The sequence below is a fragment of the Rhizobium sp. NXC24 genome (assembly GCF_002944315.1).
Classification (GTDB): domain Bacteria; phylum Pseudomonadota; class Alphaproteobacteria; order Rhizobiales; family Rhizobiaceae; genus Rhizobium.
Window position 1 is genome coordinate 325,534 of record NZ_CP024313.1, and the last position, 13,848, is coordinate 339,381.

General features: G+C 55.6%; 12 protein-coding genes. 6 read left to right on the forward strand and 6 right to left on the reverse strand.

Annotation, left to right across the window (positions count from 1 at the left end; all coding sequences use genetic code 11):
* Window positions 1-191: 191 nt before the first annotated feature.
* The 3 genes from NXC24_RS23310 to NXC24_RS23320 all read right to left on the reverse strand — a co-directional run bounded on the left by NXC24_RS23310 (window position 192) and on the right by NXC24_RS23320 (window position 2,590).
* A complete protein-coding gene (locus tag NXC24_RS23310) occupies window positions 192-1,790 on the reverse strand; it encodes an IS66 family transposase (protein ID WP_104825799.1) in 1,599 nt (532 codons plus the stop codon).
* A 75-nt stretch (window positions 1,791-1,865) separates the two neighbouring features.
* Window positions 1,866-2,210 (reverse strand): IS66 family insertion sequence element accessory protein TnpB, encoded by a 345-nt coding sequence (gene tnpB / locus NXC24_RS23315; RefSeq protein WP_104825800.1) that lies wholly within the window; start codon window positions 2,208-2,210, stop codon window positions 1,866-1,868.
* Complete coding sequence (locus NXC24_RS23320) at window positions 2,207-2,590, reverse strand: transposase (protein WP_104825801.1); 384 nt, start codon at window positions 2,588-2,590, stop codon at window positions 2,207-2,209. Before NXC24_RS23320 ends, tnpB begins: the two co-directional genes overlap by 4 nt.
* A 998-nt stretch (window positions 2,591-3,588) precedes the next feature.
* Between NXC24_RS23320 and NXC24_RS35875 the strand changes: the two genes are divergently transcribed.
* Genes NXC24_RS35875 through NXC24_RS23345 form a run of 5 tightly spaced genes read left to right on the forward strand, consistent with a single transcriptional unit; the run spans window position 3,589 to window position 8,262 of the window.
* Window positions 3,589-3,966 carry a hypothetical protein gene (locus tag NXC24_RS35875; protein WP_245464029.1) on the forward strand — a complete coding sequence of 126 codons (378 nt, stop codon included), beginning with the start codon at window positions 3,589-3,591 and terminating at the stop codon, window positions 3,964-3,966.
* Window positions 3,963-5,369 carry a His-Xaa-Ser system radical SAM maturase HxsB gene (gene hxsB, locus NXC24_RS23330; RefSeq protein WP_104825802.1) on the forward strand — a complete coding sequence of 469 codons (1,407 nt, stop codon included), beginning with the start codon at window positions 3,963-3,965 and terminating at the stop codon, window positions 5,367-5,369. Before NXC24_RS35875 ends, hxsB begins: the two co-directional genes overlap by 4 nt.
* The gene (gene hxsC / locus NXC24_RS23335; RefSeq protein ID WP_104825803.1) at window positions 5,366-6,448 is read left to right on the forward strand and encodes a His-Xaa-Ser system radical SAM maturase HxsC; all 1,083 of its coding nucleotides are present in this window, start codon (window positions 5,366-5,368) and stop codon (window positions 6,446-6,448) included. The genes hxsB and hxsC overlap by 4 nt, the downstream gene beginning before the upstream one ends.
* Window positions 6,445-7,071 carry a His-Xaa-Ser repeat protein HxsA gene (hxsA, locus tag NXC24_RS23340; RefSeq protein WP_104825804.1) on the forward strand — a complete coding sequence of 209 codons (627 nt, stop codon included), beginning with the start codon at window positions 6,445-6,447 and terminating at the stop codon, window positions 7,069-7,071. The genes hxsC and hxsA overlap by 4 nt, the downstream gene beginning before the upstream one ends.
* A gap of 12 nt (window positions 7,072-7,083) precedes the next feature.
* Window positions 7,084-8,262 carry a hypothetical protein gene (locus NXC24_RS23345; protein ID WP_104825805.1) on the forward strand — a complete coding sequence of 393 codons (1,179 nt, stop codon included), beginning with the start codon at window positions 7,084-7,086 and terminating at the stop codon, window positions 8,260-8,262.
* A gap of 762 nt (window positions 8,263-9,024) precedes the next feature.
* On the opposite strand, the gene NXC24_RS23355 is transcribed toward NXC24_RS23345, so the two are convergent.
* The 3 genes from NXC24_RS23355 to NXC24_RS23365 are packed head-to-tail and all read right to left on the reverse strand — an operon-like array spanning window position 9,025 to window position 12,379.
* Window positions 9,025-10,935: a protein kinase domain-containing protein gene (locus NXC24_RS23355; RefSeq protein ID WP_104825807.1), complete on the reverse strand. Its 1,911-nt coding sequence runs from the start codon at window positions 10,933-10,935 to the stop codon at window positions 9,025-9,027.
* Window positions 10,932-11,702: a PP2C family serine/threonine-protein phosphatase gene (locus NXC24_RS23360; RefSeq protein ID WP_245464030.1), complete on the reverse strand. Its 771-nt coding sequence runs from the start codon at window positions 11,700-11,702 to the stop codon at window positions 10,932-10,934. The genes NXC24_RS23355 and NXC24_RS23360 overlap by 4 nt, the downstream gene beginning before the upstream one ends.
* The gene (locus tag NXC24_RS23365) at window positions 11,699-12,379 is read right to left on the reverse strand and encodes a VWA domain-containing protein (protein ID WP_104825809.1); all 681 of its coding nucleotides are present in this window, start codon (window positions 12,377-12,379) and stop codon (window positions 11,699-11,701) included. Before NXC24_RS23365 ends, NXC24_RS23360 begins: the two co-directional genes overlap by 4 nt.
* An 874-nt stretch (window positions 12,380-13,253) precedes the next feature.
* On the opposite strand from NXC24_RS23365, the gene NXC24_RS35220 reads away from it, so the two are divergent.
* Complete coding sequence (locus NXC24_RS35220; protein WP_158704538.1) at window positions 13,254-13,700, forward strand: AAA family ATPase; 447 nt, start codon at window positions 13,254-13,256, stop codon at window positions 13,698-13,700.
* The last annotated feature ends 148 nt before the right edge of the window (window positions 13,701-13,848 follow it).

Consider the following 13,848-nt stretch of genomic DNA (forward strand, 5'->3'; position numbering starts at 1 on the left):
TTTTACGTGAACTTGCGGCTCCCGCGTCGGGGAACTAAATTATCGCGCCGCCGTTATTGGGCGAGTGTAACCAGGGGTATTTCCCATGCTCAAAATCTCGCTCGCGACCGCAATCTCGGTGTTTCTCACCCTGTCGTCTTGCGCAAACACTGCCAAAGGAATGGCGAAGGACGCGAAAGAAACGTAAGCGGTTAGCCGACGGCGTCTGGTTTGAAGTTCCACGGCATGAGCAGCTCAATATCAGCGGCTGGCCAGCGATTTGCGATGCGGGTGAGCGTTTGAGATAGCCAGGCAAGCGGATCGACGTTGTTCATTTTTGCCGTCTGCAGAAGTGTGGCGATCGTCGCCCATGTCTCTCCGCCGCCCTCGCTGCCGGCAAAGAGACTATTCTTCCTCGTAATGGTTTGGGGTCGGATGGCACGCTCGACTATGTTGGAGTCGATTTCGACGTGACCGTCCGTCAAGAAGTGCTCCAGCGCCTCCCGGCGTGTCAGGGCGTAACGTATCGCCTCAGCAGTCTTGGACTTTCCGGAGACTTTGGAGAGTTCCTTCTCCCACAACTGGAAGAGATCGGCGACAATGCCAGCGGACGTCTCCTGACGGCGCCTCGCGCGCGTTTCGGCATCACTGCCGCGGATCTCGTCCTCGACCTTCCAAAGTTCCGTCATGGCTGTGATCGACGCCGTTGCAGCGTCATTAATGCCGCCGACATGCAGCTCGTAGAACTTTCGGCGTAAATGTGCCCAGCATCCGGCAAGCTTGATCGTTTCATTGCTGCCGGACTTGGCGCGCTCTTTGATCATGCTGGTATAAGCCGAGTACCCATCCACTTGCAGGATGCCGCCAAACCCGGCGAGATGACGCGCGACACACTTGCCACCCCTGCTGTCTTCGAAGCGATAGGCAACCATCGGCGGGCCAGACCCGCCAAACGGTCGGTCATCGCAAGCGTAGGCCCATAACCACGCCTTCATCGTTCTACCAGAGCCGGGAGCCAGCGTCGGCAAGGTCGTCTCGTCCGCAAATATCCTCTCACTGGCTTTAATGCGTTCCAAGATGTAATCCGCCAGGATCCGCAGCTCGAAGCCCAGATGCCCCATCCATTGGGCCATCAAAGAGCGGCTGAGAACCACGCTGTCGCGCAGATAGATCGCCTCCTGGCGGTAGAGCGGAAGACCATCGGCGTATTTCGACACGGCGATATAGGCCAGCAACCGTTCGCTCGGCAGCCCGCCTTCGATGATATGCGCGGGCGCCAAAGCCTGCAGCACGCCGTCACGTTCGCGGAACGCATATTTCGGGCGGCGTGTGACGATGACCCTGAACTTCGGCGGTATGACGTCGAGCCGCTCGGATCGGTCCTCGCCGATCAGAACCTTTTCCAAGCCTTGGCAGTCGTCGGGGATCTCCGGCTCGATCACTTCCTCGATGCGTTCGAGATGGGCGGCAAAACCTTTGCGTGGCCGCGCCTCCCTTTTTGGCCGCGCTTTGCCCACTTGGCCGAGCTCGCTGTCAATCGCCGCAAGGCCAGTCTCGACCTCCTCAAAAGCGAAGTCTATCTGCTCGTCGTTTATCGCCAGCCGCAGTCGCTCGGAGCGCGTACCGTTTTGGGCCCGCTGCAAAACCTTCAAGATCGCCGTCAAAGTGGTGATCCGCTCGTCGGCTTTCTGTTGGACAGCCCTCATTCGGGCAATTTCGGCGTCAGTCGCAGCCTTCTCTGCGTTCAAAGCGATGATCATCGCTTTCAGCGCATCGACGTCGTCAGGAAGGTCCGGACCGGGTAAAACCATGCGGGCAATAGAGCATAAAATCCGCCGATTTCCCAACACTTACAGCAACATGATTCATCTTGCCGCACATCGTCATCAGCCGATCGAAAGTGGCCGCCGCACCTTGGCGGGGCGAATCTTTTTCCAATCCATTCCGGCCAGAAGTGCCATTAATTGCGCATGGTCGAGACGGACGCGGGCAGCAGACGGGACAGGCCAGCAGAAGCCATTTTCTTCGATTATTTTGGCGTAAAGGCAGACCCCACTGCCGTCCCACCAAACAATGCGGATCCGGTCTGCGCGTTTCGAGCGGAATACATAAAGCGCACCGCTAAAGGGGTCGAGGCCGCCATCCCGCACCAGGGCCATCAACGACGCAGCGCCTTTGCGGAAGTCGACGGGCTGACATGACACGTAAACAACAACACCCGAAGTGATCATGCTTGCCGTACCGCCCTGACAATGCCGCTCAGCAGCGTCGGATCGATCGAAGCGCTGACGCGAAGTGTCGTGTCGCCCACCTGGATCTCGACAGTGTCCGTCCGCACCGCCTCGAAACGAGTAAAGGCCTCATCGTTTTCGGTTGTTTTCAGGCGCTGAATCGAACCAGATGCGAGGGCTACTCGCCGCCATCCAAAGAGCTGCGACGGGTCCATTCCATGCGCACGCGCGACCGCAGAGACATTCGCGCCAGGAGCGAGAGCTTGCTCCAGGATCAGAGCTTTCGCCTTATCTGACCACGACTTCGGTTTCCGCCGCGTTCGCACCGGCTCCGCCGTCAGAATTTCGAACGTACGACCATGATTCATATCTTCACTCATAGGATTCCCAGCATGATTCATGCTGAAAATGAGCGATTTCGCGTCTCCATGCTACGTGGGATGGCCTGTCCGCTTACAAAGAAACTGGACAGGCAATGGATTCAAGTACGCATACGGTCCTGAAAGCGGGTGCCAGTGGAAACAAGGCCGCGCAATAACCATGTGATGGCCTTAGCGTGATCACCCGTTACGGGGCGAAAACATCTTTGATGAGACAAAGCTAAAATGCTGGCTATGCTGGTCTCCTAACGGGGAAAGACAGGATGAGAGCAGCGAACGACAACGAACATCAACCGACTTCCGAACGCGAATGGATCAGTGCCGCGCTGGTGCTTGCATGGCCATTCGGAATTTTTACTGTTGCGCTTGGATGCTCATGTTTCATCCGATAGTTTTGCCGTAATCGCCGTGTGGCTGTCGGCGCAGCGCCGTTCCTCAATAGCGCCGAAGTCCCGATTGTCCGCGGCTCGACGTCAGCTGTCGGCAGGGTATATCATTTCGCAGCAGCCAACACGCATGGTACAGTTCGGCACCGGATGATGCCCAACGCGAAGCGAGAGGGGAGCACTCATCCGCTGGTGAGAATGTCATAATGCAATTATTTAAAAGTGAGCGTTGCAGTATCAAAATTGAAATTCTACTATGGCTTAGGCGAATTTTCCTTTCATTCGCCAAAGTGGCTGCAGGCGCAGTCACCTTTGGGCCGCCATATCGCCCCTTCGAGGCGGCCCTTCCTTTGTGAGGCGTCAACGGCATTTCGAATATTGCGAACGAGAAGGATTCACATCGGCAAAGTGTTCGCCGTAACCTGCAAGCTCGTAATCAAACCGCGCCTCCATGGCACCGCTCCTCTGCGATTCGGTGCCAGACAAGGAATCACGAGCGATTCCTGCTTCAGCAAGAGGGCAAATCATGAAAGCACTCACTGGAATGAAATGTGGTAATTGAAAGCCTGGTCGGGATGGATACGTTGGTTTGGGACGTAGTGAGCTAGGAGCTTGAAAGCGAAAGCTCAGCGCAATCCTATGGTGTTTAAATGCCAGCATTGCTACAATCTCAATCATACGGAATGGGGACGCTGCACTGACGTGAAACCGCAAAACTCTCGCACCTTGTCCCCAAAGAAGACTCGCCGCAGTGCGATCGAGCTCGATCCGACATTCCGTCCATATCTCGCAGTGGCTATTGTTCGGTTCAGTGCGTTGCATCCAGGTACAGAAATCGAAATATCTCAGACGATCAGCCTGTTGGACGACGGCGCAGCTTCGGTCGATCTGTTGGTTCGAGAATTTCATCATTGTCTGTATCGGGAGAAAATTTATGCCGAGACACTTCCGCTTAGGCGTGCTCTCCTCGACGGTGTCCTCGGGCGATGACCGTATTTCCCCTTAAATTCAGACCGTGCGGGGCCGGCTATCTTTTTGCGGATGATGCGGGCGGTTACTTCAAAGCCGATGTCCGCTTTCTCAATCGCTATGCGACCGGAAAGCTAATGGCCGTGGATAGGGATTTTCTTGAAGCGAATGGTCATGCGTTCAATGAGATAGGCGACCCGGCCTATATGGGATTTGCCTACCGATGGGCCCAACGATTGCATCGTTCTCAAGAGCTGAATTACGTCATTCTGGTTCCGACCCTCCGTTGCAATTTGGCGTGTGCCTACTGTCAGGTGTCTCGGGTGAACGAGAGCACTTTAGGCTTTGATTGGACGGATGAGACGCTTGAGCGCGTTCTCCGATTTCTCGACGCCATGACTTCCGCGAGCGTCAAAATCGAGTTCCAGGGTGGCGAGCCACTGCTCCGATTAGACTTATTGAAGAAGGTTCGCGCTTTCGCTCGCCGCAAGTTCCAAGAAGTTTCCTTTACGGTATGCACCAATTTGCAATCGGTCTCGGAAGAAGCTTGGGATTTTCTGGATGCCCCGGACGTCTTCGTGAGCACGTCACTCGACGGCGAACTCTCGACGCATGAGCGACAACGAACCCCAAATGCCCACGATACGCAGCAATTTGTATCGAACCTCCGCTATGCCATCGAGCGCTTGGGTCAGGTAAAAGTCTCGGCTCTCCCGACGCTAGACATCAACAAGTTGCCGAGCGCTTCCGAGATCATTAATACGTTTGGTAGGTTCGGATTTCGGTCCATTTTCCTTCGGCCTGTCAATCATCAAGGTTTTGCTAGAAAAAGATTTCAGACCACCGGTCTCGAAGACAAATGGAGTGCTTATCACACCGATTTTATCGATGCGCTGATCGAGCACAATTGGACCGCCGCTCAGCCGGTCGAGGAGTTTTATTTCACTCACTGCCTGCGCCGGGTTCTGCATGGCGGCCACAATCAGCACGTCGACCTTCGTAATCCGAATATCCTCGGGCGAGACTACATCGTTATTGACTACGACGGCACCTTCTATCCGACGGACGAAGCCAGGATGGTCACGAGGGTCGGACAGGTCGATCTTAGCATTGGCGATCTATGGAATGGTATCGACCAGTCGAAACTAGACGTACTGAACGAAGAATCTTCCAATTCATTCCATCCCGATTGCATTCATTGTCCGTACCAGGCCGCTTGCGGCGCAGACGTCGTTGACGATCTATCCCGTTACGGGCGCATCGATCTGCCGAAGGCCGACACAGCCTTCTGTCGCCGTCATACCGCAATCTTCGACAAGATCTTCGAGCTGCTCTATTCGGACGATGAGAAAGTCCAAAAGAGCCTCGCCGTGTGGGCCGGAATTCCAGAATTCGATCCGTCACTGGCGCCGGTACACACATGATCGATCTGCGGCTCAAGATCGATGACGTTCCAATCGACAATCCAATTATCGTTCGCTTGCGCACGGACGGGGTGGATGGTGAATATGATGCACTCCTGATCGACAGAGATCAGGAAAGTCAAACCTTCGATCTCGCAGGCTACTCGCTTCGCGTCCACTGCGGTGCCGAAACTGATCTCAATGGTGACGTGCTGCTTATAGTTCCTGGGCGAAAGTCAGCGCATCGATTAGTGCGATCACGGTCGAGACACAATACCTTCCTGGTCACCGAGCAATGCGATCAGCTCTGCGTCATGTGCTCGCAGCCTCCAAAGAAACATCACGCCGACCTCTTCGACCAGTTCACAGTCGCTGCCATTTTAGCGCCGGAAAACGCTCGGATCACGATATCTGGCGGCGAACCGCTGCTGCACAAACGAAGACTGTTTCAATTTCTTCTGGCCGCCGCGAAAGCACGGTCGGATATCTCATTCCATGTTCTGACCAACGGCCAGTTTTTCGAGCCAGGCGACAGCACGATAATTGATGAGATCGGAAGAGATCGCGTCTTATGGGGCATTCCGCTGTATGCGCCTTGCGCCGAACTTCACGACAGCATCGTTGGAAAGTCCGGTGCCTTTGACATGCTGTCATCGAACTTGGCGACGCTGATGAGGATGGGTGCGGTAGTCGAGCTTCGCACTGTTGTCCTTCAGCAGAACTGGGGCGCGTTGCCTGAGCTTGCGAGCTACGTCTCCACCAGGCTGCCGTTCATCGATGTCTGGGCAATCATGCAGCTAGAGAATATCGGCTACGGCAGAATGAACTGGGCGCATTCGTTCAAGGATACGTCGCTGGATTTCGGACAACTGCGCAGAGCCATCAACCTCGCGATGGGGCGCGGTATCCAAACTCTTCTTTATAATTTCCCCCTTTGTACGGTTCCTCCACAGTACCGGCATTTGGCGCCGGGCACGATTTCAGATTGGAAGAACAAATTTTTGGTAGAGTGCAGCGGATGCTCGCTGCGCTCTACTTGTGGTGGATTTTTTGAATGGTATAAAGCTGATCAGGGGTTTGGGGGACTCTCACCACAATGAAAAAGCGCAAGATCTACCTGGTGCCGTCGTTAATCGCCGCCGGATTCATGCCGTCGAAAAGTGATGCAGCGCCGATCACCGGCATTACCGAAAAGAAGCCCGTAACCACCCTGTTCGAGCGGCTGCGGGTTAAACAGGTCTACACCCTTGCGGGCCATAGCTCGCATTCGAGCCATGCAAGTCATGCCAGTCACGCGAGCCACGCATCCTCAGCTGGAGGCGGCTACATCCCACGGGGCGATTATGACACCGCTTATCCATTGCCCGACCCGACACCGCAGTATTCGCCCAACCCAGGTCCCGTCATCAGAAGTTCCCCGACCACTCCCAACATACCTGCCACGACTTCAACTGGCGGCGCCTATTCGCCGCAGTCCTCCCCGACGAACGCGCAGCCACAGCCGCTGAAAACGCTGCCAGGCAACTCGGACAAATTTCGCCGCATCGTCATACAGGTCCAGACCGCTCTGATTGCCTTTGGCTATTTCGGCGGCCCGATAACAGGGCAGGTCGATGCCGCGACGAGGGGCGGACTTAATAAAATGCAGGATGCGTACGGGCTCAAAGTCACCGGCACCATCACTCCGCAGGTCCTGTCGGCCCTGGGAATCGCGACAAACTAAGCCATCACGCAAATGAAACGGCATCTCCTTTATACCGCTATGACGATTGTTTTGGCTGCTTCCGCTCCGGTGGGCGCAGCGACAGCCGCGGTTTCCTATCGCCATCTCTCCACGACGAATGGGACGACGATCCTCCTTGTCGAGGGCAGCTTCGAGACCGGCGATGATCCACAACGCGTCGCCTTGGAACTTACAGCGAGCCCGGCCAAATACATCGCATTTAATTCGGCGGGTGGCGATCGATCAATCGCGATGGCTTTCGGGAAAGCAATTCGCAAGACCGGCCTTCCAACGCTCCAGACCAAAGGCTCGCCTTGTCTCAACACCTGCCTTTTGGCATTTATGGGTGGCGCCAGTCGCTATGCCGAAGATGAGAGCGTCAGCATATCTGTAGAGACGTTTGCCACGTCTGCGGAATCTGGGGGGCGTGTCGATCCCTCAGTTTCAGCCGCCATCAAAGACTACCTCAGCACGATGGGTGTCAGCGCTTCGCTTCTTGACGCAGCACTGTCGATGCAGCTTGGGCAATCGAAAGAATTGAACCTTGTAGATATGGCGGGTTATCAGCTGGTAACGGCTCAGCCCAGTGGTTCAGGCACCTGGACGGATATAGTGCAGGGCGCGCAGCCTACTGACCAAGCAGGGGCAGTGGAAGTGTTCAACGAGTTCCAACGGGTGTGGTCGGGCTCAAGTAGCGAGGCGGCCGCCTTCCTTCGCAACGTCTATGCCGACCGCCTCCAGTACTACGGAAAAGATCTTTCGCGAGAGGATGTACTTAAAGAGAAAAGTGCTTTCGTGGACCGATGGCCGACACGAATCTACGCAGCGCGGCCAGGTTCGGTTCATGCGCTCTGCGCAGACAGGTGTTCTGTCTTCGGCATTGTCGATTGGTACGCCTTCAGTGCAACCAGAAAAAAGGGAGCTTCTGGCGCAGTGAACTTCGCGCTGACTTGGGACCCGGTCGCTCGGAAAATAATCGGAGAAACGGGCAAGGTCATCGAGACCGACAAAGCGGTCGCCATCCCCGATCGGATCATTCGCCGTTGGATTCTCGACGCTACCGCCTGCTCGACTGCGAACGCTGTCGACGCTGAAGTATGCAAATCGCGCTCGATCCTGGAGACCGATTTGAATAATTCTGGGTGGTGCAATCGGCAGGGATTGGGCTGGAGGCAGTGCGGCGGCCCATGATCGATTAGCGGCCCCCCTCGCGACGTGGAGTTTCGACTATCCGCATGTTGGGAACCGATTTCCGGGCAACATTGAGCACGGAACTGGAAGAAATTGTGCCAGAGGGTACCCATCCAATCGCGTCCGGGCCACCGCTGACGTGGGTCCAACCCGCTTCTTGCTCCATGACAGAGACAAGAGCGTTTTGACCAAGGCTACCGACGACGATGTATTTGGGACTAGGTCCGTCTCTAAGTTCAAGAGGTACCCGCATGTAAGCGAATTTCGCAGCAGAGATCGGGCCGGCTGTTTTGGAAGGATCAACAGCGGCCACGGTGGTAGCCTGCGATTGCTCGATGGAGGCAATCAATCCATCGAAAACTTCGGGGTTTGGTTCTGAAGCGGTGCTCGTGATTGGCTCCGTGATCGTAATGGCGGAACTCGTCGCGGTGCTTTGAGGCGCGGCCATGGGAGCAGACGGAGCCGTTTCCGAAACGGATGTTGCATTCCCAGTGCTGGAAGACGTGGGCGACAGCGAGTCTGCACTGGCAGCAGTTGCGGTTGCCACCGAAGTCTGAGGCGCAGGAAGCACTTTCTCCTGAGTGAGGGTAGGACTACTTACCGGCGCGGTCACGATCTGATTGCGTGAGGCAGTAGGTAACGACGCCGGGACCGGAGATACGGTTCCAGGCTTCGACGTTGCATTCGCCGCGAAGACAGCGACCCCGATCATTGTGAGCATTATCCAGAAGTCTCGGTATGGTCCCGCCACGCGCGCCACCGTTACCCTATGTCCATTTGAACTTGCTTAAGCCGTACATACGCTTCAACTAATTGCGGGGGCGGGTTCCTTCGTAGGTCGGAGGCAGTATCCAGAAGTTCCTTGAGCTCATCCGGAGCACGCCTCAGCTCTCGTTCCAAGTCAGCCCTCTGACGCGCTATGTCCGTTTTGACCTCATTGATAGCCTGCGGATCGGTGGCAATATGACTATTGAATACAAATTTCTTCTCAACGGACGACGACCAATTCGCAAGGGCGTCGGCTTTTTTCGGACCAATGCCAGGAACGGCCAAAACCGAGCGAGTCTTCACGTCCCACGCGCTGTCAAAACCAAACGACGAGAGCGTTACCGTCCTGCTCTGTCCAATCCCACCGATTTTTGCGCGGGAGATCAAGTGCCCCTGCATGTGGCTCCTGAATTGAAGGTCCCTTTTCTTCCGCTCGAGCTCGAGGAGCCGTTCGCGTTCCTGTTCCGGAAGTTTGGCATGAGCCGAGGCCAAGGACAGATAGTGGCTTTTTCGTTTCAGGAACACGGCAGGCCCGGCGTGCTCTTCCCAAATTTTCTTCTTCTCTTCCCATGCTGCAGTCGCCGCCTGCAGTTCGACCCGAAATTCTTCCGCAGGACGGCGGGCTCGGATCATCATTATGATTGATGCAATAACCAGAGCGGTACCCCAGAAGCCATTCAACTGATTGGCAAGGAAAAAGCCTATCAGCAGTCCGGCAACCGACGCAAAAAGCGTCAGTTGCTTTCCATGTAATGCGGCTGCCGCCGCAGGACTGCGGGTAAGAGACGGAACCGCGATGATGCTTTCAGGGGCAGGCGGTTGGCTTGGTGGAGCGGGACGGTTGATTAGAGCAATGAGGTCACCGATGTTCAGTGTGGAAACAGTGCTTGAAATCTTTGCGGCGAATAGGCTCCGGCCCATCGATTTCTCGAGGCGGCACCAGGGGCACGACGCGCCGCCCCGAAAGTACGCATGTGATTTGTCTGCAGAGCACTCCACCAGACCCTGCTCGAGCTTGCCGAGGATTTGGACCCACGATGCCGCGTTGGGCCGACCGCCCGGACGATCACCATTCTTGCTGAAGGCTGACTCGAAGGCGTCAGAAACTTCATTGCCAAAGTCACTGAGCGCTGGTGTTAGCGGCGGGGGTTCCATGCGCGTCTCAGCCCTACGTGCGCTATAGGCGAAACGGTGGTCGCCGATGGCGGTGGGTATGTCTATGTCTCCAAGACCCAGATGCTTGCCGGCAAACGGATGTCTCCCAAGAAAAAGCAGCTGAAAGATGAGGACGGCCAGACCGAAGTTGTCGTGGTTTGCCGTTCGAACCATTTTTTCGAAGTCCGCACCTCTGAGCTCAGGTGGCGTATAATCCGGCACGCCTACCGTGCAGCGATAGACCTCTGGCCCCTTATTGAACTGAAAGGAGTCACTGTCGATGAGAGTTACCATAGCCTGGTTTGAAACGAGGATGCCGGAGTGGTTCACGTCGCCGACTACGCAGCCTGTATTGTGGATTGCAGCAAAAGCGTTCGCGAGATTGAACGCACTGCGCACCAGGAACCGGGCGTCGGCAGAAGGAAATTCCGTCCGCCTGCTGCCCGGCCCATAGAGCTCGTGGATGTTCTTAAAACCTGCGACCTTCTTCATGGAAAAACCCATGAACGTTCCGTTCTTGTCGCTTACAGTCTCGATTGGGAAGGCGACTATGTCGGTTGTCTTGTGGAGCGCCGCCGACGTCATGGCAAAGATTTTTGCTTTCCTCTCGAAGGCTTTGCCGGAATTGTAGATCTTCACCGCCAAATCGCCCGCCTCGTGGATGTGGTAGACCGTGCCCTCGCCACCCTTTCCCAGCATCATACCAAGCGTGAGCTTCTTTCCATCCGATCCGAATACGGTAGTGCTCATTTGCGCACACCGAGTACTAGCGTCTTGTCGTCATCTGTCCGTTCGCAAATGGAAGGGCTTTCAAGATAGTCTCGGAGGGCTATCGACAGAGAAACGTTCCTGCCGGCTTCCTCCGAAAAAGCTAGCGGCGTCACTATCCGATTGAAGAATGGCTCATGGGCCGAACGATCTACGCTATTGAGGACTAGGCGCTCAATGCCGTCGGAGAATACTGCAAATCGATCGACACGACGGTCATTTCGAATAAAAGTCAGACGCGGATAAGGATCATCGGTGATGAAGCTGGTTGTCGATGCATATTCGCCTTGATACGGCCAAGACGGCACATCCCATGCGTCGTCTCCTTCGTAGCGTACGACGGCTGCGCCGTCGCCGATGTGGAAGATCACAGTGCCGTTTTCAGACATGAGAGCCGCAACGGTTGTGGCCGCGAAATCGCGACGCTGTGTTCCAGATCGACTAGCCTTTGCGCTGATGTATTCGCGGATATCATCTATCCAGTCCCAAACCATTTCTTCACGAAGCTGGGACAGGGAGTGACTTGCAAGATATCCACGGATGAGCCGAAGCAGACCAATGCAGACTGATTTTGAACCAATCTCCGCCAGTTTTGCGCTTCCCGCACCATCTGAAACGATCACTGTCATGACCGTTTCATCGAGGCTGGCTACAGCCTCACTGAGCGCAAAATCCTGACATGGCAAACCTGTCTTCACATGAGAGGTGCCACGCGCACGGGCCGCGGCCCAACGCCAGCCATCGGTCATGCGATTGAGGCCCATCCGTCTGGTGTTGCAGGATTGGAGAGAGGAACGGCGTCGCCGGGATTGGATTGCGAGACGGAGCTTAGAGAGCTGGAAAGCCACTGGAACAGATCGCGGAACCTGAGTTCCTTCAGAGCCAAAGGCTGGCGCACGCAGATCTGGGAAAGCGTTTCGAAATTCGCGCCGTCGACGCCGACGGCAAAAAAGCTGAAGGCCTTTTCAGCTTCACCAGCCTTGATCTGGGCGGCCGCATTTTGCCACGTGTCTGTCGGAGCTCCGTCCGTAATCAGGAAAACCCACGGGCGATAGTACGAGATTCCGTTTTGGCGATAGGAGCTCTTCCGGTCGCGCAGGAGCCGAAGGCCTTCCTCGATTGCGTGGCCCATTGGCGTATCTCCCTGCGCTGCTAGCTCGGGAACGATCCAATTATGCACGCTTGTAAAGTCGTTCACAATGCTGACTGGGCCGAAGGAGACGAGGCCTATCTCAACGCGCTTGGATGCGAGAGAGTCCGCATAGAGCTCATCCTTAAACTGAACAAGACCTTCATTGAGTTCTCTCAGTGGGCGTCCTCGCATTGAACCTGAGACGTCCAGCAACAGGAGGCAGGGGCAGCGCGGTTCGGGATTGTCCACGAACTCGGCGCCATCAAAGGGGATTTGCTCAAATGGATTCGGCATTCGGTTCTCCTCAAGCTTGTGAACAATGCATAGCAGCTCTCGCCGGCGCTGCATTTACAAAAGAGCGCTCAAAGATTTTTTTTGGCCGGGTGTGGCATTTTGGAAAGACACTGGAACGGCAATTCTGGGCTCGATATGGCAGCATGGAGGCGCAACGAATGCTACCTAAGTGCGCCGTGCAAAAGTGCAAACAGCCAGGCGACGGCTAGGACCCAAAACACGGCCGAATACAGTATTTCGCAAGTGCGGCTGCGGTAGCGGCGGCCAGTAGCAATGACATTGCCGAATTTAGGAAAGTGATACTGAAACCATAAGATGGCCTTCCCAGGAAATAGAAATACCATCCACCAGAGTCGCGGCCGAGTGCTCGAGCCGCTTTGTGGTGAGGGGACCTGGTGCATTGCCATCGCGATCTCGTTGCCTGCGGACTAAGATTCCTTAGGCAGCATATACGAGTCTCCGGGAGAAGCTACCCAGGGTTTTTCTCACGCAGACATTATACAATCACGTCATGATCTTCGACTTGGCTCAAGGGTGTTGCTGACAGCAATCTTCTTCCCACCTGGGTTCGTATTGGTCGTTGGCGACCGCAGGGCGGTGAATCAGACGGAGGACGCTATCGACACTTCCAAGCGTGTGCTGCTCCTTTTTGATCATGGCGTGGAAGTGCCGAACGAATGGGCGACGATCTCCGACATTTACGCTGATCTGGAGGCTCCGAAGCTCAAGCTGACAAGGGATGCATTACGCGCCTCGTGTATCGTCCAACGCCTCCAGAGGAGGATGTTTCGGAAGCAGTGGCCATTGCGCCTGGCCTATTTTGGAAGACCGTTCGAAAGGGTCGCAGTTTCGATGAGACATTGGGGCGTTTGCGTTGGCTGCGAATGCAGCCAACGTTAGCCGGGCGAAGTCTGGCGAGGTGGTACTGGACCTGAGTAGTGTAAGAGGCTACCGCGCAGCCCGCGATTGGGCGTCAACGCTCGTTGGTGAAGTTGCCGAGTGGCGTACAGGTAAGCTGCGATGGTCCAATATCGATAGCCGGTTGCTCTTTAGTGGGCAGCGGGAGGTGCGGAAAGACCGCATTCGCGCGCATTCTGGCAAAAACGCTCGATGCGCATTTCATCCCGACCTCGTTGGCTGCTTGGCAGAGCAAAGGAGCGTTGGACGCCCTCTCGTTTCGGCACTCTTGGAAATGATCGATGGCGGCGAGAAAAACGAGGGCATCTTTATCATGGGCGCCTGTAATTTCTCTGAGCGTCTCGATCCCGCGCTCAAGTGGTCGGGGTGTCTTGCAAAACACAATTGCGCTGCCTTCATCTGAGTAACAGCCGACAAACCGTCTATGAGTTCCATAATAGAACTTATCTGATTTTCTGTTGTAGCGGCTATTTAGTAATGCGACAGTTGGGCCAGTTAGAGATGCGACAGTCTCGCCTCTCGACGTTCTGGTCAATGCCAAGGTTGGGAGC

Excerpts from the sequence above, each read along its gene's own strand:
- tnpB (WP_104825800.1), bottom strand. The coding sequence starts at position 2,210 with ATGATCACTTCGGGTGTTGTTGTTTACGTGTCATGTCAGCCCGTCGAC.
- hxsC (WP_104825803.1), top strand. The coding sequence starts at position 5,366 with ATGATCGATCTGCGGCTCAAGATCGATGACGTTCCAATCGACAATCCA.
- NXC24_RS23320 (WP_104825801.1), bottom strand. The coding sequence starts at position 2,590 with ATGAGTGAAGATATGAATCATGGTCGTACGTTCGAAATTCTGACGGCG.
- NXC24_RS23355 (WP_104825807.1), bottom strand. The coding sequence starts at position 10,935 with ATGAGCACTACCGTATTCGGATCGGATGGAAAGAAGCTCACGCTTGGT.
- NXC24_RS23360 (WP_245464030.1), bottom strand. The coding sequence starts at position 11,702 with ATGACCGATGGCTGGCGTTGGGCCGCGGCCCGTGCGCGTGGCACCTCT.
- NXC24_RS23345 (WP_104825805.1), top strand. The coding sequence starts at position 7,084 with ATGAAACGGCATCTCCTTTATACCGCTATGACGATTGTTTTGGCTGCT.
- hxsA (WP_104825804.1), top strand. The coding sequence starts at position 6,445 with ATGAAAAAGCGCAAGATCTACCTGGTGCCGTCGTTAATCGCCGCCGGA.
- NXC24_RS23310 (WP_104825799.1), bottom strand. The coding sequence starts at position 1,790 with ATGGTTTTACCCGGTCCGGACCTTCCTGACGACGTCGATGCGCTGAAA.
- NXC24_RS23365 (WP_104825809.1), bottom strand. The coding sequence starts at position 12,379 with ATGCCGAATCCATTTGAGCAAATCCCCTTTGATGGCGCCGAGTTCGTG.
- hxsB (WP_104825802.1), top strand. The coding sequence starts at position 3,963 with ATGACCGTATTTCCCCTTAAATTCAGACCGTGCGGGGCCGGCTATCTT.